The organism is Streptomyces phaeochromogenes (assembly GCF_001418655.1).
Lineage (GTDB): Bacteria > Actinomycetota > Actinomycetes > Streptomycetales > Streptomycetaceae > Streptomyces > Streptomyces phaeochromogenes.
On record NZ_LIQZ01000087.1, the window covers coordinates 182,928 to 202,479 of the forward strand.

Genomic DNA, 19,552 nt, shown 5'->3' on the forward strand with positions numbered 1-19,552 from the left:
GTCGCTGCGCTTCGACTCGCCTGTCGGGGTCGCCACGTTCCGCATGGCCCTGCGAATCGTCGGGGACATCAGGTCTCTCCGAGACCGCGCCCCAGGACTCCTTATGGGGCGCGGGGCCGTTCAGGCGTCGGCTTGTTCCGGCGAGAGTTCTGCGTGTGGAGGTAGCGCGTGCTTTGCGGTGGCCAACGGTGTCCTGGGTGTGCCTCGGCTCGCTGCTTTCCGATTCGGCGAGGAGACAGCGACACGCACTGGGTCAAGTAGACGCAGTCATGTGTCTGCCAGATCGAGGGCGTATGCATGTCGGTGCACAGTTGCATGTACGAGTAGGCAAAACAGTCGCGCCAGTGTGGCGATTCCGGCCGTTTCAATATATGAGTGGTGGCCGCGGAAGGGGAAAATGGTTCGATTTGGCCGTTGTGAAACAACATCAAACGCCCATTGATTTCCCAATTCGCCCAGAAGGTTGACAGTGTCCAGTTCGACTTGAGAAGGTCAAGCGGATCAGCATTGTTGTTCAAATTGATTAATTTTGTTGCTCCTGATGTGGGGCGTGAGCGCTGACCGAGGTGTGGGAATGTCTGAATCGCATGATGGCCGTCGTGAACTGATGTCCGGACAGCTTGGCCTATGGCATGCGCAGCAGCTGAATCCGGATAACCCGATCTACAACATGGGTGAATACATTGAGATTCACGGAGCGGTGGACACGGACTTGTTCGAGGCTGCTGCGCGAAGAGCCGTCCTAGAATTCGACTCCTTCTGTCTGCGCTTCGAGGGAGCTGCGGACGAAATTCCGCGGCAGTATTTTGACCTGCGGAACGATTGGCTGTTTCACGTGATCGACGTGAGCCGTGACGGAGATCCCCGTTCCAGCGCGGAGAGCTGGATGCGCGCGGACATGAGACGTCCAGTGGATCTCCGGGACGGCGAACTCTTCACCCAGGTCATGTTCAAGTTGGAAGAAGATCTCTTCCTCTGGTATCAGCGAGTTCACCACATCATCGCAGACGGACTTGCGGGATCCCTGATGGCCTCTCGAGTGGCTGCGGTCTACTCGGCACTGTTGGCCGGGGAATCCCTCACGGACAGTGGGCCGCCATCGAGTTCCGTACTGATGGATGCCGACGCCGAATACCGGGCGTCCGAGGAATTCGAACTGGACCGGCAGTACTGGACGGAGCGTCTTTCAGATCGCCCGCAACCGGTCAGCCTGAGTGGCCAGGAACCTTCCACCACGCCCCATGAACTGATACGGCATACGCTCCATATCCCTGCCGAGGCCGCTGTGGAACTCAGAGCCTCCGCACGTCGGCTGGGAACGAGCCTCTCAGGTCTGGCCGTAGCCGCGAGCGCCGCCTACCTGCATCGCGCGACCGGGCAGGAGGACATCGTTCTCGGGATCCCCGTAATAGGCAGAAAAACAGCACTGCGGGACATCCCCGGAATGACGGCGAATATCATTCCTCTGCGCCTCACGGTGCAGCCGAAGGCCACAGCGAGGGAACTCGTGAAGCAGGTGTCTCGCGGAGTGCGAGATGCCTTGCGGCATCAGCGATACCGCTACGAGGACATCCTCAGAGACCTGAAACTCGTAGGGCGCAGCGGACTCTACCCTCTACTGGTCAATATCGTCTCATTTGACTACGATCTGAGATTTGGTGACGCCTCCAGCAATGTGTACGGGCTCGGTGGCATAAATTTCAATGACCTGTCGATTTCGGTGTACGACAGGTCGTCCGACGGACGTATATCCGTGGTTGTGGAGGCCAATCCGGATCTTTACAGCCGGGGAGCGGTGCATGAGCATGCTGCGCAATTCCTTGACGTGATGAACTGGATGGCGCGTTCCACCGCCGAGGAACGTGTACACCGGATCACGTTGATGAGCGGCTCCGAGGAGCGTCAGGTCGTCGAGGAGTGGAACGACACCGCCCGGGAGGTGCCCGCGTCGACCCTGCCGGAGCTGTTCCAGACCCAGGCCGCCCGCACTCCCGACGCGGTCGCGGTGGTCTTCGAGGGTGCCGAGGTGACCTATGCGGAGCTCAACGCGCGGGCCAACCGTCTCGCCCGATTACTGATCGACCGGGGTGCGGGACCCGAGTCGCTGGTCGCGGTGATGATGCACCGCTCCGTCGACCTGGTGGTCGCCCTCCTCGCGGTGGTCAAGGCCGGCGGGGCGTACGTACCCATCGACCCGGACTACCCCGCCGAGCGGATCACCTACCTCCTCGCCGACGCCCGGCCCCTCCTGGTGCTCACCAGTACGGACCTGGCCTCCCGCCTCACCGACAGCCACCCGCCCCATGTGGCCGTCGACGACCCCCGGACCACCACCGCACTCGAAGACCTCGACGACACCGACCCCACCGACACCGAGCGCCGTGCCACCCTGCTGCCCGCCCACCCCGCCTACGTCATCTACACCTCAGGATCCACCGGACGGCCGAAGGGCGTGGCCGTACCCCACGCGGGTGTCGTCAACTGGCTGTCGTGGCTGCAGGGGACCTACAACTTGGCTGCCTCGGAACGGGTGTTGCAGAAAACACCCTTCGGTTTCGACGTATCGGTACGGGAGTTCTTCTGGCCGCTGCTCCAGGGTGCGACGTTGGTGGTCGCCAAGCCCTCGGGCCACCGCGACCCCGCGTACCTGGCCGAGTTGATCCAACGCGAACGTGTCACGATCGCGCACTTCGTCCCGTCCCTGCTGCAGGTTTTCCTCCGCGAACCGGCCGCCGCTGCCTGTACCGACCTGCGAGCTGTGTTCTGCAGCGGCGAAGCGCTCCCCAGCGACGTCGCCGGACAGCTGAGGAACGTACTCGACGTTCCGCTTCACAATCTCTACGGTCCCACCGAGGCGTCGGTCGAGGTCACTGCATGGACGTATGACAGCGACATCGACAGGAGCAGTGTCCCCATCGGCCGCCCGGTGTGGAACACCCGGGTCTATGTGCTGGACGGGGCGTTGCGCCCGGTGCCGGTGGGTGTCGCGGGTGAGCTGTACCTGACCGGTGTCCAGCTGGCGCGTGGCTATCTCGACCGGCCGGGGCTGACGGCGGAGCGGTTCGTGGCGAACCCGTTCTCCCCGGGTGAGCGGATGTACCGCACCGGCGATCTCGCCCGCTGGAACGCCGACGGGCAGGTCGAATACCTCGGGCGTACCGATGACCAGGTGAAGATCCGGGGTTTCCGTATCGAGTTGGGTGAGGTCGAGGCCGCGTTGACCGCGCATCCGTCGGTGGGCCAGTCGGCGGTGGTGGTGCGTGAGGACCGTCCCGGGGACAAGCGCCTGGTCGGTTACCTCGTGCCGGCGAGTGGTCCGGAGGGTGCGGACATCGCTGTCATACGTAGGAATCTGCGGGGTGTGCTGCCGGAGTACATGGTGCCGTCGGCCCTTGTGGTCCTGGATGCGCTGCCGTTGACAGTGAACGGCAAGCTTGACCGCAGGGCGCTGCCTGCTCCGGACTACCAGTCGGCGGACCGCGGCCGGGGGCCGGCGACGGTGCAGGAGGAGCTCCTGTGCTCGGTGTTCGCCGAGGTCTTGGGCCTGCCCACGGTCGGCGTGGAGGACAACTTCTTCGAGCTGGGTGGCCATTCGCTGCTGGCGACCCGGCTGGTGAGCCGTATCCGGTCGGTCTTCGGGGCGGAGGTGCCGATCCGGGCGTTGTTCGAGGCGCCCACTCCGGCTGCCTTGGCGGGCCGGTTGACCTCGTCCGGTGCGAGGCGGCAGCCGCTGGTGCGGGTGGAGCGGACGGAGCGGGTGCCGGTCTCGTTCGCGCAGCAACGGTTGTGGTTCCTGGGGGAGTTGGAGGGCCCGTCGGCGACGTACAACATTCCCGTGGCTCTGCGGATGACCGGGCCGCTGGATGTCGACGCTCTGAAGACTGCCTTGGGCGATGTGGTGGGCCGGCACGAGGTGCTGCGGACGGTGTTCGCCACGGTGGACGGACAGCCCTACCAGCGGATCCTCTCGGTCGAGGAAGCCTCGGTGTCCCTTGCGGTCGAGCAGGTGGCTGACCTTGCGTCGGCGATCAACGAGGTCGCGGGTCATCGCTTCGATCTCGCCACCGAGGTTCCGTTGCGGGCCTGGCTGTTCGAGGCAGGTCCCGACGAGCATGTCCTGGTGATCGTGGTGCACCACATTGCGGGTGACGGATGGTCCCTGGCCCCGCTGGCGCGTGATCTGTCAGCTGCTTACACGGCTCGGTCCACCGGCCGGACGCCGGAGTGGGCAACGTTGTCGGTGCAGTACGCCGACTACAGCCTGTGGCAGCGTCAACTGCTGGGCGAGGAGGATGACGCGGCCAGTGTGCTGGCCCGGCAACTCGGCTACTGGCGCGAGGCACTGGCCGACCTGCCCCAGGAACTGACGCTGCCGTTCGACCGGCCACGCCCGACGATCTCCTCCCACCGGGGTGGAAGCGTGGAGCTGACCATCGACGCCGACACCCACGGCGCCCTGGTGGAGCTGGCCAGAGCGCAGGGTGTGACGGTGTTCATGGTGGTGCAGGCGGCGTTGGCCGTCCTGCTGCACCGGCTCGGGGCCGGAGACGACATTCCGGTCGGCACCCCGATCGCCGGCCGCACCGACGAGGCACTGGACGACCTGGTGGGGTTCTTCGTCAACACCCTCGTCCTGCGCTCGGACCTGTCCGGGGATCCGGCCTTCCTGCAACTGCTGGCCAGAACACGGGAAGCGGACCTCGGCGCCTACACGCACCAGGATGTGCCCTTCGAGCGGCTGGTGGAGGACCTGGCCCCGGCCCGGTCGATGGCCCGCCACCCGCTCTTCCAGGTCATGCTCACCCTGCAGAACACCGCCGAGGCCCGTCTCGACCTGCCAGGGCTGACCGTCGAGGTACTGCCTGCGGGCGTCCTTCCCGCCAAGTTCGACCTGGACTTCCAGATCGCCGAGCAGATCACCGACGACGGCACCCCGGCGGGCCTGACCGGACTGATCATCTATGCCACCGACCTGTTCGATCCGGCGAGTGCCGAGGCGATCGCACGGCGCCTGCTCATGGTCCTGGAGACGGTGACCGCGGATCCGTCGGTGCCGGTCGGCCGCGTCGATGTCCTGGACACCGCGGAGCGCGAGCGGATCCTGTCCGGGTGGAACGACACCACCCACGAGGTTCCGCAGGCCACGCTGGTCGAACTGTTCGAAGCCCAGGTCACGCGCACCCCCGACGCGACCGCGGTGGTCTTCGACGGCACCGAGATGACCTATGCGGAGTTGAACGAGCGTGCCAACCGACTGGCCCGCGTCCTCGTGAAGAGAGGCGCCCGGCCGGAAGAACGCGTTGCGGTGATGATGGACCGCTCCGCCGACCTCGTCGTCTCACTCCTCGCAGTGGTCAAGACCGGAGCCGCGTACGTCCCGATCGACCCGGCGTACCCCGCCGACCGCATCACCTACATGCTCAATGACGCGCAGGCCACAGTGCTGGTTACACGCCAGTCCGTGACAGGCGCAGCGGATGACGGCGTTACACGCATCGTGACGGATGCTCCGGACACCACGGCGGCCCTGTCCGCCATGGCCGGGGAGAACCTCGCGGACCACGAGCGAGGAGCGGCACTCCTGCCCGCCCACCCCGCCTACGTGATCTACACCTCCGGCTCCACGGGTCGCCCCAAGGGCGTCGTGGTGAGCCACGCAGCGGTCTCCTACTACCTCGACTGGGCAATCGGCGCGTACCCCGGGCTGAGTGGTCGGACCGTGCTGCACTCGTCGGCTGCGTTCGACCTGACCGTTACACCGTTGTACGGCACGCTGATCTTGGGCGGCGCCCTGCATATCGCGGATATCCAGGACGGGCTTCCCGCCGAACTGGCGCCCACCTTCCTGAAGGTGACGCCGAGCCACCTGGGCCTGCTGTCCGAAGGGCCCGCCGGATCCTTCGCCCGGGGAGACCTCGTCGTCGGCGGCGAAAGCCTTACGGGCGAGCAGCTCATACGGTGGCGGTCCGCGCACCACGATGTCCTGATCACGAATGAGTACGGTCCGACCGAGGCGGCCGTCGGATGTGTCACCTTCACCATCCGTCCCGGCGACCCGGATGTACTGGGTGGCGTCCCCATCGGCCGTTCCGTTCCGAACACGAGAGTCTTCGTCCTGGACGCAGCCCTGCGGCCGGTACCGCCGGGGGTGGCGGGTGAGTTGTACCTGGCCGGTGTCCAGCTGGCGCGTGGCTATCTCGACCGGCCGGGGTTGACGGCGGAGCGGTTCGTCGCCAACCCCTACGGCGGGTCGGGCGAGAGGATGTACCGCACCGGCGACCTGGCCCGCTGGAACGCCGACGGGCAGCTGGAGTATCTCGGGCGTACCGATGACCAGGTGAAGATCCGGGGTTTCCGTATCGAGTTGGGTGAGGTCGAGGCCGCGCTGAGCGCGCAGCCGGTTGTGGCTCAGTCGGTGGTGGTGGTGCGCGAGGACCGCCCCGGTGACAAGCGCTTGGTCGGCTACTTCGTCCCCGCCAGTGGCAACGGCGGCAGTCACGACAGTACGGAGCTTGCCGCGCTGAGCGCTCGTCTTGGCGAGGTGTTGCCGGACTACATGGTGCCGTCGGCGTTGGTGGTGCTGGATGCGCTGCCGTTGACGGTGAACGGCAAGCTGGACCGTAAGGCGCTGCCTGCTCCGGACTACCAGGCGGTGGACCGTGGGCGGGGGCCGGCGACGGTGCAGGAGGAGCTCCTGTGTTCGGTGTTCGCAGAGGTTTTGGGCCTGTCCACGGTCGGGGTGGAGGACAACTTCTTCGAGCTGGGTGGCCATTCGCTGCTGGCGACCCGGCTGGTGAGCCGTATCCGGTCGGTCTTCGGGGTGGAGGTGCCGATCCGGGCGCTGTTCGAGGCGCCCACTCCGGCCGGCTTGGCGGGTCGGTTGACCTCGTCCGTTGCGGCACGTCCTGCGTTGGTGGCGATGACACGGCCCAAGGCGGCGCCGTTGTCGTTCGCGCAGCAACGGTTGTGGTTCCTGGGGGAGTTGGAGGGCCCGTCGGCGACGTACAACATTCCCGTGGCTGTGCGACTGACTGGGCCGCTGGATGTTGAGGCGTTGCGGTTGGCGTTGGGCGATGTGGTGGGTCGGCACGAGGTGCTGCGGACGGTGTTCGCCACGGTGGACGGACAGCCCTATCAGCGGATTCTTTCGTCTGAAGAGGCTTCGGTGTCTCTTGCGGTTGAGCAGGTGGCTGACCTTGAGTCGGCGATCAGCGAGGTCGCGGGTCAGTGTTTCGATCTCGCCACCGAGATCCCGTTGCGGGCCTGGCTGTTCGGGGCCGGTCCTGACGAGCATGTCCTGGTGATGGTGGTGCATCACATTGCCGGTGACGGGTGGTCGATGGGGCCGTTGGCGCGCGATGTGTCGGTCGCGTACACGGCCCGTACCGCCGGGCGGGCACCTGGTTGGGAGCCGTTGGGGGTGCAGTACGCGGACTACACGCTGTGGCAGCGTGAGCTGCTCGGTGAGGAGGCCGACCCGGACAGCCTGCTGAATGAGCAGTTGGGGTATTGGCGCACGGCTTTGGACGGGGTGCCGCAAGAGCTCGTGTTGCCGTTCGACCGGCCGCGGCCGGCGGTGGCTTCGTATCGCGGCGGCCGGGTGGAGGTCCGTGTACCGGCCGAGGTGCATGCCCGGATGGTCGAGCTGGCCCGTGCCCGGGGTGTGACGGTGTTCATGGTCGTGCAGGCGGCGCTGGCGGTACTGCTGTCCCGGGTGGGCGCGGGCCGTGACATCCCGGTGGGTACTCCGGTGGCCGGACGCACCGATGAGGCGTTGGACGACCTGGTCGGGTTCTTCGTCAACACGTTGGTGATGCGCACCGATCTGTCTGGTGATCCCACGTTCGCCGGTCTGTTGGAGCAGGTGCGGGAGAACGGTCTGGCGGCGTTCGCGCATCAGGACGTTCCCTTCGAGCGGCTGGTCGAGGACCTCGCACCGGCCCGCTCGATGGCCCGCCACCCGCTCTTCCAGGTCATGCTCGCCTTGCAGAACAACGCCCAGGCGCTACTGGACCTGCCCGGCATCGACGCCGAACTCGTGCCCGCCGGTGAACCGGCAGCCAAATTCGACCTGTCCTTCGCCCTGGTCGAGACCTTCCACACGGACACGGACACGGACACCGCCACCAGCACCGCCACCCGTGCCGAGACGGATACGGGCAGCGGCAATCGCCCGGCCGGTCTGCACGGCGGTATCGACTACGCCCTCGACCTGTTCGACCGCGAAACGGTCGAGAGCCTGGCCGAACGGTTCGTCCGCGTCCTGGACACCGTCACCGCCAACCCCGACCAGCACATCGACGCGATCGCGGTACTGGACCCGGCAGAGCGGGAGCGGATCCTGGTCGAGTGGAACGACACCGCCTGTGACGTGCCCGCGGCGACGCTGCCGGAGCTGTTCCAGGCCCAGGCTGCCCGTACCCCCGACGCAACCGCGGTGGTCTTCGCCGACGTCGAGGTGACCTACGCCGAGCTCAACGAGCGTGCCAACCGCCTCGCCCGCCTGCTGATCGATCGCGCAGTGGGCCCCGAGTCGCTGGTCGCAGTCATGGTGCACCGCTCGGCCGACCTCGTCGTCGCCTTCCTCGCGGTGACGAAGGCAGGCGGTGCCTACCTGCCCGTCGACCCGGACTACCCCGCCGAGCGGATCACTTACCTCCTCGCCGACGCCCGGCCCCTTCTGGTGCTCACCAGCACGGACCTGGCCTCCCGCCTCACCGACAGCCACCCGCCCTACGTGGCTGTCGACGACCCTCGTACAGCCGCCGTACTTGAGGATTTCGACGACTTCGACCTCAGCGACATTGAGCGTCGTAGCACCCTGCTGCCCGCTCACCCTGCCTACGTGATCTACACCTCCGGGTCCACCGGACGGCCGAAGGGTGTGGCTGTCACCCATCAAGGGCTGCCGAGCCTGACCGCCGTGCAGGCGGAGGAGTTCGGGATCGCGGCGGGTAGCCGGGTGTTGCAGTTCGCCTCGGCGAGTTTCGACGCGGCGGTCTGGGAGATGGCGATGGCCCTGTGTAACGGGGCCTGCCTCGTGTCGGCCGCGTCGCCCGACCTGCTGCCGGGCCAGGCGCTCGTCCGCCTGGCCGCGGAGAACTCGGTCACGCACGCACTCCTGCCTCCCGCCGCTCTGGCCCTCCTGGAACCGGGCAGTCTGCCGTCGATGACGACGCTCATCACCGGCGGCGAAGCCCTCAGCCAGAACCTGGTTGCCGGTTGGGCCGAAGGACGTCGTCTCGTCAACGCCTACGGACCGACGGAATCCACCGTCTGTGCCACCACCACCGGCCCCCTGTCCGCCGACGACCACGGCACCCCGCCCATCGGCACACCCGTCCCCAACACCCGGGTCTACGTGCTGGACTCGGCTCTGCGGCCGGTTCCGCCAGGGGTGGCGGGGGAGTTGTACGTCGCCGGTGCGGGCCTGGCCCGCGGCTACCTCGACCGGCCGGGGCTGACCGCGCAGCGGTTCGTCGCCAACCCCTTCACCTCGGGTGAGCGGATGTATCGCACCGGCGACCTGGCCCGCTGGAACGCCGACGGGCAGGTCGAATACCTCGGGCGTACCGATGACCAGGTGAAGGTTCGTGGGTTCCGTATCGAGCTGGGTGAGGTCGAGGCCGCGCTGACCGCGCACTCGTCGGTGGCCCAGTCGGCGGTGGTGGTGCGTGAGGACCGTCCCGGCGACAAGCGTCTGGTCGGCTACCTCGTTCCCGCCACCGCTCACACAGGTGGTGTCGACACCGCTGCTCTGCGCGCCTATCTGGGCGCGATGCTGCCGGAGTACATGGTGCCGTCCGCGCTGGTGGTCCTGGATGAGTTGCCGCTGACGGCGAACGGCAAGCTTGACCGCAGGGCCCTGCCCGCTCCGGACTACCAGGCGGCCGACCGCGGCCGGGGCCCGGCCACCGTGCAGGAAGAGGTCCTGTGCTCGGTGTTCGCCGAGGTTCTGGGCCTGCCCACGGTCGGCGTGGACGACAACTTCTTCGAACTGGGCGGCCACTCACTGCTCGCGGTGCGGGTGGTCGAGCTGCTGCGTGCTCGGGGGATATCGGTTGACGTGCGGTCGTTGTTCGCGGCGCCCACGGCTGCCGGACTGGCGGTGTCGGGTGGCCGGGCCGAGGTGGTGGTGCCGGAGAACCGGATTCCGGACAACGCCCTGACCATTTCTCCCGACATGCTCCCCCTGGTGGATCTGACCCGCGGGGAGATCGACCGGATCGTGGCCCGGGTTCCCGGCGGAGCGGGCAACGTGGCGGATGTCTACCCGCTGGCTCCGCTGCAGGAAGGGATCCTCTTCCACCACCTGATGGGTGACTCCGGGGACCGGACCGATGTGTATGTGCTGCCGGTGCTGTTGGGGTTCGATTCCCGGCAGCGGCTCGACGGGTTCGTGGACGCACTGCAGAAGGTCGTCGACCGGCACGACATCCTGCGGACCGCCGTCGTATGGGAAGGACTGCGCGAACCGGTTCAGGTGGTGGTGCGCCGTGCTGCGATCCCGGTGGAGAGCGTCGACCTGCCCGAGGGGCCTGACGATGAGGTGACCGGCCGGATGCTGGCCGCGTGTCCTGGATCGATGGACATCGGCCAGGCACCGCTGATCCGCGTGTACACGGCGACCGACCCGGTGAACGGTCAGTGGCTCGCACTCGTTCAGGCCCATCACCTGATCTCGGACCACACCACCCTGGACGTGCTGCTGCAGGAGGTGCGCGCGTTCATCACGGGCCGCGAGGACACCCTGCCCGCTCCTTTGCCGTTCCGGAACTTCGTTGCCCAGGCCCGCCTGCGGGTGACCCAGGAGGAACACCAGAGGTACTTCTCCACCCTGCTGGGGGACGTGACCGAGCCGACCGCGCCGTTCGGCCTGCTCGACGTCCGTGGCGACGGCACCGGCGTGGCGGAGTCCCGTCGCGTGATGGACGCGGAACTCGCGCAGCGACTGCGGGACCAGTCACGCCGGCTGGGCGTGAGCCCGGCCACGGTCCTGCACGTGGTGTGGGCGCGGGTTCTGGCGGCCACCGCGGGCCGGGACGACGTCGTCTTCGGCACCGTCCTGTTCGGCCGCATGGCCGCGGGAAGCGGCGCGGACCGCGTTCTGGGCCTGTTCATCAACTCCCTGCCGGTACGGGTGCAGACACACGGCGCGCAGGTGATGGACACGGTCCGGTCGGTGCAGAACCAGCTGGCGGACCTGCTCGTCCACGAACACGCCCCCTTGAAACTCGCCCGGCAGGCCAGCGGCATCAAGGCGGACACCCCGCTGTTCACCTCCCTGTTCAACTACCGGCACTCCAGGAGCACCGAGCCGGCAACGGACAGCCGCCTCGACGGCATCGAGTTGCTGTACGACCAGGAGCGGACGAACTACCCGATCGGGCTGAGCGTGGACGACACCGGTGACGGTTTCACCTTCACCGTGCAGGTCGCCGAACCCGTCTCGGGTGCATCACTGTGCGCCATGGTCCACACCGCCGCCGAAGGCGTCGTCACCGCCCTGGAAACAGCACCACACCAGCGGATCAGCACGGTGGACGTCCTCGATCCCGCGGAGCGGCACCGGATCCTGGCCGAATGGAACGACACCGCCCGCGACGTGCCCGCTGCGACGCTGCCGGGACTGTTCCAGGCTCAAGCCGCCCGCACCCCTGATGCGACCGCCCTCCTCTTCGAGGACGTGGAGCTCAGCTATACGGAACTCAACGCCCGTGCCAACCGCCTCGCCCGGCTGCTGATCGACCGCGGAGTGGGCCCCGAGTCGCTGGTCGCAGTCATGCTGGTGCGTTCCATCGACATGGTCGTCGCCTCCCTCGCGGTGACGAAGGCAGGCGGCGCCTACCTGCCCATCGACCCCGACTACCCCTCCGACCGCATCACTTACATGCTCACCGACGCCGAGCCCCTCCTGGTGCTCACCAGCATGGATCTGGCCTCCCGCCTCACCGACAGCCACCCGCCCCATGTGGCCGTCGATGACCCCCGAACCACTGCCGCACTCGCGGATTTCGACGACTCGGATCCCACGGACGCCGAGCGCCGTACCGCCCTGCTGCCCGCTCACCCCGCGTACGTCATCTACACCTCCGGATCCACCGGGCAGCCGAAGGGTGTGGCTGTCACCCATCAAGGGCTGCCGAGCCTGGCTGCCGTGCAGGCGGAGGAGTTCGGGATCGCGGCGGGTAGCCGGGTGTTGCAGTTCGCCTCGGCGAGTTTCGACGCGGCGGTCTGGGAGATGGTGATGGGCTTGTGCAACGGGGCCTGCCTCGTGTCGGCCGCGTCGCCCGACCTGCTGCCGGGCCAGGCGCTCGTCCGCCTGGTCGCGCAGCGTTCGATCACACACGCCACCCTGCCTCCCGCCGCACTGGCTCTCCTGGAACCGGACAGCCTGCCGTCGATCACGACCCTCATCACAGCCGGCGAAGCCCTCAGCCAGAACCTGGTTGCCGGTTGGGCCGAAGGCCGTCGTCTCATCAACGCCTACGGACCGACGGAATCCACCGTCTGTGCCACCACCACCGGCCCCCTGTCCGCCGACGACCACGACACCCCGCCCGTAGGCACACCCATAGCCAACACCCGGGTCTACGTGCTGGACCCGGCTCTGCGACCTGTTCCGCCGGGGGTGGCGGGGGAGTTGTACCTCGCCGGCGCGAGCCTGGCCCGCGGCTACCTCGACCAGCCGGGGCTGACCGCACAGCGGTTCGTCGCCAACCCCTTCACCCCGGGCGAGAGGATGTACCGCACCGGCGACCTGGCGAAATGGCGACCGGACGGTGTCCTGGACTTCCTGGGCCGTGCGGATGACCAGGTGAAGGTTCGTGGGTTCCGTATCGAGTTGGGTGAGGTCGAGGCCGCGTTGACCGCGCATCCGTCGGTGGCCCAGTCGGCGGTGGTGGTGCGTGAGGACCGCCCCGGTGACAAGCGTCTGGTCGGCTACCTCGTCCCGGCGAGCGGTCCGGAGGGTGCGGACATCGCTGTCATACGTAGGCATCTGCGGGGTGCGCTGCCGGAGTACATGGTGCCGTCGGCGTTGGTGGTGCTGGATGTGCTGCCGTTGACGGTGAACGGCAAGCTGGACCGCAGGGCCCTGCCCGCTCCGGACTACCAGGCGGCCGACCTCGGCCGGGCGCCGGCCAACGTGCAGGAGGAGCTCCTGTGCTCGGTGTTCGCCGAGGTCCTGGGCCTGCCCACGGTCGGCGTGGACGACAACTTCTTCGAACTGGGCGGCCACTCACTGCTCGCGGTGACGCTGATCAACCGGATCCGGACGGCTCTGGGGGTGGAAGTTGCGATGCGGGCCCTGTTCGAGGCGCCGACCGTGGCCGGACTCGCGCAGCGGCTGACGGATTCGGGTGCGGCACGTCCCGCGCTGGTGGCGATGACACGGCCCGGAGCGCTACCGGTCTCGTTCGCGCAGCAGCGGTTGTGGTTCCTGGGGGAGTTGGAGGGTCCGTCGGCGACGTACAACATTCCCGTGGCTCTGCGGTTGACCGGTGATGTGGACGTCGAGGCGTTGCGGTTGGCGTTGGGCGATGTGGTGGGCCGGCACGAGGTGCTGCGGACGGTCTTCGCGTCCGATGAGGGCAGGCCGTATCAGCAGGTCCTTCCCTCGCCTGCCTCCTTTGATCTGCCGGTGGTCGAGGTGGTGGAGGAGGATCTGGCGGGGGTGGTTGCCGAGTTGGCGGGCCATGCCTTCGATCTGGCGGCTGAGGTTCCGTTGCGGGCGTGGCTGTTCGAGGCCGGTCCCGACGAGCATGTCCTGGTGATCGTGGTGCATCACATTGCCGGTGACGGGTGGTCGATGGGGCCGTTGACGCGGGATGTGTCGGTCGCGTACACCGCTCGTACTACCGGGCAGGTACCCGGTTGGGAGCCGTTGGCGGTGCAGTACGCGGACTACACGCTGTGGCAGCGCGAGCTGCTCGGTGAGGAGGCCGACCCGGACAGCTTGCTGAACGAGCAACTGGCCTACTGGCGCAAGGCTTTGGACGGGGTGCCGCAGGAGTTGGTGTTGCCGTTCGACCGGCCGCGTCCGGCGGTGGCTTCGTATCGTGGGGGCCGGGTGGAGGTCCGTGTGCCGGCCGAGGTGCATGCCCGGGTGGCCGAGCTGGCCCGCGCTCAGGGTGTGACGGTGTTCATGGTCGTGCAGGCGGCGCTGGCGGTACTGCTGTCCCGGGTGGGCGCGGGCCGTGACATCCCGGTGGGTATCCCGGTGGCCGGGCGCACTGACGAGGCGTTGGACGACCTGGTCGGGTTCTTCGTCAATACGCTGGTGATGCGCACGGACCTGTCGGGTGATCCCACGTTCGCCGGTCTGTTGGAGCAGGTGCGGGAGAACGGTCTGGCGGCGTTCGCGCATCAGGACGTTCCCTTCGAGCGGCTGGTCGAGGACCTCGCGCCGGTCCGGTCGATGGCCCGCCACCCGCTCTTCCAGGTCATGCTCGCCTTGCAGAACAACGCCCCAGCCGTCCTCGACCTGCCCGGCATCGACGCCGCATCGCTGCCCATCGGCGAACCGGCAGCCAAATTCGACCTGTTCTTCAGCCTGAGCGAGACCTTCACCGACACCGACACCGACAACCGTGCGGAGACGGGTACGGGCAGTGGTAATCGCCCGGCCGGTCTGTACGGCGGTATCGACTACGCCCTCGACCTGTTCGACCGCGAAACGGTGGAGACCCTGGCCGAACGGTTCGTCCGCGTCCTGGACACCGTCACCAGGGAACCGCACCAGCGGGTCAGCGGCGTGGAGGTGCTGTCGGCGGAGGAGCGGCACCGGGTTGTGGCGGGGTGGAACGACACCGTCCAGGAGGTGCCGAGGGTGGCGCTGCCGGAGCTGTTCCAGGCCCGGGTCGCGAAGAATCCTGATGCGGTCGCGGTGGTCTTCGGTGGCGCTGAGGTGACTTACGCGGAGCTCGACGAGCGTGCGAACCGGCTTGCCCGGTTGCTGATTCGTCGCGGTATCGGTCCCGAGCGCATCGTCGGGCTGGCCGTGCCTCGCTCGGTGGACCTGGTCGTCGGTCTGCTGGCGGTGCTGAAGTCGGGCGCCGGTTACGTGCCGATCGATCCGGAGTACCCGGCCGAGCGGATCGCCTTCATGCTGGCCGATGCCGTCCCCTCGCTGACGCTGACCACCACAGAGGTCGCCGGGCGCATGGCCACCGGGCCCGCGCTGCTGCTGGACGACCTTGCGGTGGTCGCCGAACTCGCCGCACTGCCGACCGACGCTCCAGGCGATGAGGAGCGGACCGGTCCGCTGCTGCCGGAGCACCCCGCGTACCTGATCTACACCTCCGGCTCGACCGGGCGTCCCAAGGGTGTGGTGATGTCCTGTGGCGCGCTGGTCAACCTGATGTCCTGGCACGCTTCCGCCATCCCTGCCGAGGCCGGTTCGCGGGTCGCTCAGTTCACCGCGATCAGCTTCGACGTCTCGGCCCAGGAGATCCTCTCGGCCCTCCTGGACGGCAAGACCCTCGTGGTTCCGGACGAAGAGATCCGGCGTAACCCGGAAGAGTTCGTGGCATGGCTGAGGGAGCAGAAGGCCACTGAGCTGTACGCCCCCACCATGATGGTGGACGCCCTGGGTGAGGCTGTGGCGGAGCAGGGCACGGACCTGCCGTGGCTACGTCATGTCTCCCAGGCCGGCGAGGCCCTCGTGCTCAGCGATCGGGTCCGTGACCTGTGCGGGGCGGCCGGGACGGTGCTGCACAACCACTACGGTCCGTCCGAGACTCATGTGGTCACCGCCCATACCCTGCCTGCGGACCGGGCGGCATGGCCCGGGGGTGCCGCGCCGATCGGCCGTCCGGTGTGGAACACCCGGGTCTACGTCCTGGACCCGGCCCTGCAGCCGGTGCCGGTGGGCGTCGCGGGGGAGTTGTACGTCTCCGGTGCCCAACTGGCCCGCGGCTACCACGCCCGGCCGGGGCTGACCGCGCAGCGGTTCGTCGCCAACCCCTTCACCCCGGGCGAGCGGATGTACCGCACCGGCGACCTGGCCCGCTGGAACGCTGAGGGACAACTGGAGTATCTGGGCCGTACGGATGGCCAGGTGAAGGTTCGTGGGTTCCGTGTCGAGCTGGGTGAGGTCGAGGCCGCGCTGAGCACACATCCGTCCGTGGCCCAGGCAGCGGTGATGGTGCGTGAGGACCGCCCCGGTGACAAACGCCTGGTCGGCTACCTCGTCCCCGACAGCGGCAACACCAGCAGCGACGGCGAGACCGCCGACGTCGACCGGGCTGCCCTGCGCGCCCATCTCGGCGCGATGCTGCCGCAGTACATGGTGCCGTCCGCGCTGGTGGTCCTGGAGAGTCTGCCGCTGACGGCGAACGGGAAACTGAATCGACGGGAACTCCCGGCGCCGGACCACACCGCGTCCGCGCCGAGCCCGGAGCCCTCCTCGGTCCAGGAGGAAATCCTGTGCAGACTCTTCGCCGAAGAACTGAATGTGCCTCAAATCGGCGTCGAGGACAACTTCTTCGAACGCGGTGGACATTCACTTCTCGCGGTCAAGCTGGTGCGTCGGATTCGTACGGTCATGGGCGTCGATGTCTCCCTTCGGATGTTGATGGAAGCACCCAGCGTCGCAGGACTCGCACATCGGCTCAGTCTTCCCGAGATAAACGAATCCCTTCGTACGCTTCTTCCCATCAGGACGCACGGGAGCCGGTCACCCCTCTTCTGTGTCCACCCACGATCCGGGCTGAGCTGGTGCTTCGCGCCCCTGGCTGGATTCGTACCGCCTGGCATCCCCCTGTACGGCCTGCAGGCGCGGGATGTCGACGGTGCGGGTGAGTTGCCGGGATCCATCCGGGAAATGGCGGAGGAGTACGTAAAAGAATTGCGTACCGTGCAACCGTCCGGTCCGTATCATCTGCTGGGGTGGTCAATGGGGGGCCGCGTGGCGCAGGAGATGGCTGTGCAACTGCAGGAAGACGGCCAGCAAGTGGCACTCGTCATCATGGGCGGCTATGCACCCGCCCCACTCGACACTCTCGACTCGGACAAGACCGTCCGGGACGATCGTGAGAGTGCGTCGGACGTGCTCGACGAGGCGCCTGCTCTCCGTGATCTCGCCGGACTTCCGGACTACTTCCGCAGCGAGATTTCAGACGAAGATGCTGAAGTGCGGGCGAGAATCATCGCAAACAATACCCGCATCTACGTGAATCATTACCCTCGCAGATTCCACGGCGACCTCCTCTTCATCTCGTCGGACGAACTGGAGGACGGTTGGGGCCGTGCCATGTGGCAGCCTTATGCTTCCGGTCACATAAGCGAGTCACGGTTGCCTTGTTCTCACGACGAAATGGCGGACCCTCCCATGCTCTCGCTGCTGTGGAATGCCATTGCTGATTGGCTGTCCACGGAAAAGGGCAGAGAATCGTTCGGCTGAGCTGATCCCGCGTACTTCCACCTTCGATTGAGAGAAAGGACCGAATAATGACGAACCCTTTTGAGGACGAGGACGCCAACTATCTTGTTCTGAAGAACGAGGAGGGTCAGTTCTCGCTCTGGCCCACATTCGTTGACGTGCCGGACGGGTGGGAGCTGGTCTTCGGAGAGGCAGAGCGTCAGGCGTGCCTTGACTTCATCGAGACGACCTGGACCGACATGCGCCCCAAGAGCTTGATGGATGCCATGAACGCCGACTGAGCAGGGTCGGGGACTGACTGGCACGGCGGGTGCCTCGGACGGCACGACGGAGAACGGCGTGACGGAGATCGCTGTGGCGGAGGAGGTAGTGGCATAGGCACCGCGCACGGCGCCGCCGTACCCTGACGGCGTCGGCGCGTACCCGCACCCCGGGACGCGACCCTCTCACCCCAGGAGCAACGCCTCATGCTGCGCACCATGTTCAAGTCCAAGATCCATCGCGCCACGGTCACCCAGGCCGACCTGCACTACGTCGGATCCGTGACCATCGACGCCGATCTCCTCGACGCGGCCGATCTGCTGCCCGGCGAGCTGGTCCACATCGTCGACATCGACAACGGTGCCCGCCTGGAGACGTACGTCATCGAGGGGGAGCGCGGGTCCGGTGTCATCGGTATCAACGGGGCTGCGGCGCACCTCGTGCACCCCGGAGACCTGGTGATCATCATCAGTTACGCTCAGGTCTCCGACGCCGAGGCCCGGTCGCTGAGGCCGCGGATCGTGCATGTGAACGCCGGGAACCGGATCGTGGCCCTCGGCGCGGATCCGTCCGAGCCGGTGCCGGGATCGGACCAGGAGCGCAGCCCGCAGGCCGTCCCGGCCTGACCGCGATCCGCATCCGTAACGGCATCCGCATCCGCATCCGCATCCGCGAGGAGAGACCATGAGCGAGACCGCGATCCGCGACGACCGGGCGGCCGGCCGCCTGGAGGCGTACGCCGGTGACGAAGTCGTCGGCCACATCGAGTATTTCGTCCTCGAAAGCCCGGCTCGCGCACTCGTCCCGGTCCACACGATCGTGGAGCCCGCCCATGAAGGGAAGGGCATCGCGGGCTCCCTCGCCCGCGAGCTGTACGCCATGTCGGCCCGCGAGGGAGTCCCGGTCGCCCCGCTCTGCCCGTACGTCGTCAAGTGGGCCGCACGCCACCCCGACGAGGCTCCGGCGGCCGACCCCGAGCTGCTGAGCGCGGCGAAGGCATGGCTGGTGGCACACCCGGGCCGGTTCTGATGGGACCGCTCGCCCTGCTGCACACCTCGCCCGTCCACATCCCCGTCTTCGACGCGCTCCGTGACGAGGACCACCCGGCCCTGGAGCTGCGGCACTTCGTGTCCGAGGAGCTCCTGGAGCGGGCCCGGGCGGAAGGACCGGAGGCGGTGGCCGACGAGGTGCGCGCGATGCTGGACCGGGCCGTCGCGGACGGGGCGGTCGCGGTTCTCTGCACCTGTTCCACCATCGGCGCGGTCGCCGAGGCCGCCCGCCCCGGTGTGCCCGTGCTCCGGGTGGACCGTCCGATGGCGGCTGCCGCGGTGGCGGCGGGGCCGCGCGTCGTCGTGCTCGCCACGGTGGAGAGCACCCTCGGCCCGACGGTGGCCCTCGTCGAGGAGGAGGCCGCCTGCGCGGGATCCCCGACCGTCGTACGCACCCTGCTGGCGGCCGACGCCTGGGACCACTTCGCGGCGGGCGACATGGACGCGTACGCCCGGGCCGTCGCGTCCGCCGCCGACAGTGTCACGGACGCCGACGCGATCGTCCTCGCCCAGGCCTCGATGACCCCGGCCCAGCACCTCACCACGACCGCCGTACCGGTGCTGTCCAGCCCGCGCCCCGGGCTGGCCGCGGGAGCGGTGGCGGCCGGCGGGACGTAGGCCCACCTGGTCCCGAGTTCGTCCCGCGACGGGGTGAGTGGGCGCGCGGGGCACGGGTACGCGTGGGAGAAGTCCAGGGCCGACGTACCGACTGGCTGGAGGACGCCATGACGCACCCGTACCCCGACCCCGTGAAGCCGGGCCCCACACCGGGCCCGGGCCCCGACCACCCGCAACCCTTCCCGGAACCGGACCCGCTCCCGTCCCCCAAACCCCACCCGCTCCCGGAACCGCCCCCGTC

Annotated in this window: 4 protein-coding genes and 1 pseudogene; all 5 read left to right on the plus strand. The window is 67.8% G+C overall.

Features of this window, described 5'->3' with window-relative positions:
- The first annotated feature begins 574 nt into the window (after positions 1-574).
- The 5 genes and pseudogenes from AOK17_RS13260 (at position 575) to AOK17_RS13280 (ending at position 19,311) form a co-directional block, all read left to right on the plus strand.
- Entirely contained in the window at positions 575-17,404 is a 16,830-nt protein-coding gene (locus tag AOK17_RS13260; protein WP_169801915.1) for a non-ribosomal peptide synthetase, read from the plus strand.
- Positions 17,405-17,451: 47 nt separating this feature from the next.
- Complete coding sequence (locus tag AOK17_RS13265) at positions 17,452-17,664, plus strand: MbtH family protein (protein ID WP_055612613.1); 213 nt, start codon at positions 17,452-17,454, stop codon at positions 17,662-17,664.
- A gap of 186 nt (positions 17,665-17,850) precedes the next feature.
- The gene (gene panD / locus AOK17_RS13270) at positions 17,851-18,270 is read left to right on the plus strand and encodes an aspartate 1-decarboxylase (RefSeq protein WP_055612614.1); all 420 of its coding nucleotides are present in this window, start codon (positions 17,851-17,853) and stop codon (positions 18,268-18,270) included.
- 49 nt (positions 18,271-18,319) lie between these two features.
- A pseudogene (locus AOK17_RS13275) lies at positions 18,320-18,673 on the plus strand (GNAT family N-acetyltransferase); the annotation flags it as partial.
- On the plus strand, positions 18,643-19,311 hold the full coding sequence (locus AOK17_RS13280; protein WP_206190748.1) for an aspartate/glutamate racemase family protein: 669 nt from the start codon (positions 18,643-18,645) through the stop codon (positions 19,309-19,311). The pseudogene AOK17_RS13275 and the gene AOK17_RS13280, both read left to right, overlap by 31 nt.
- Positions 19,312-19,552: the final 241 nt, after the last annotated feature.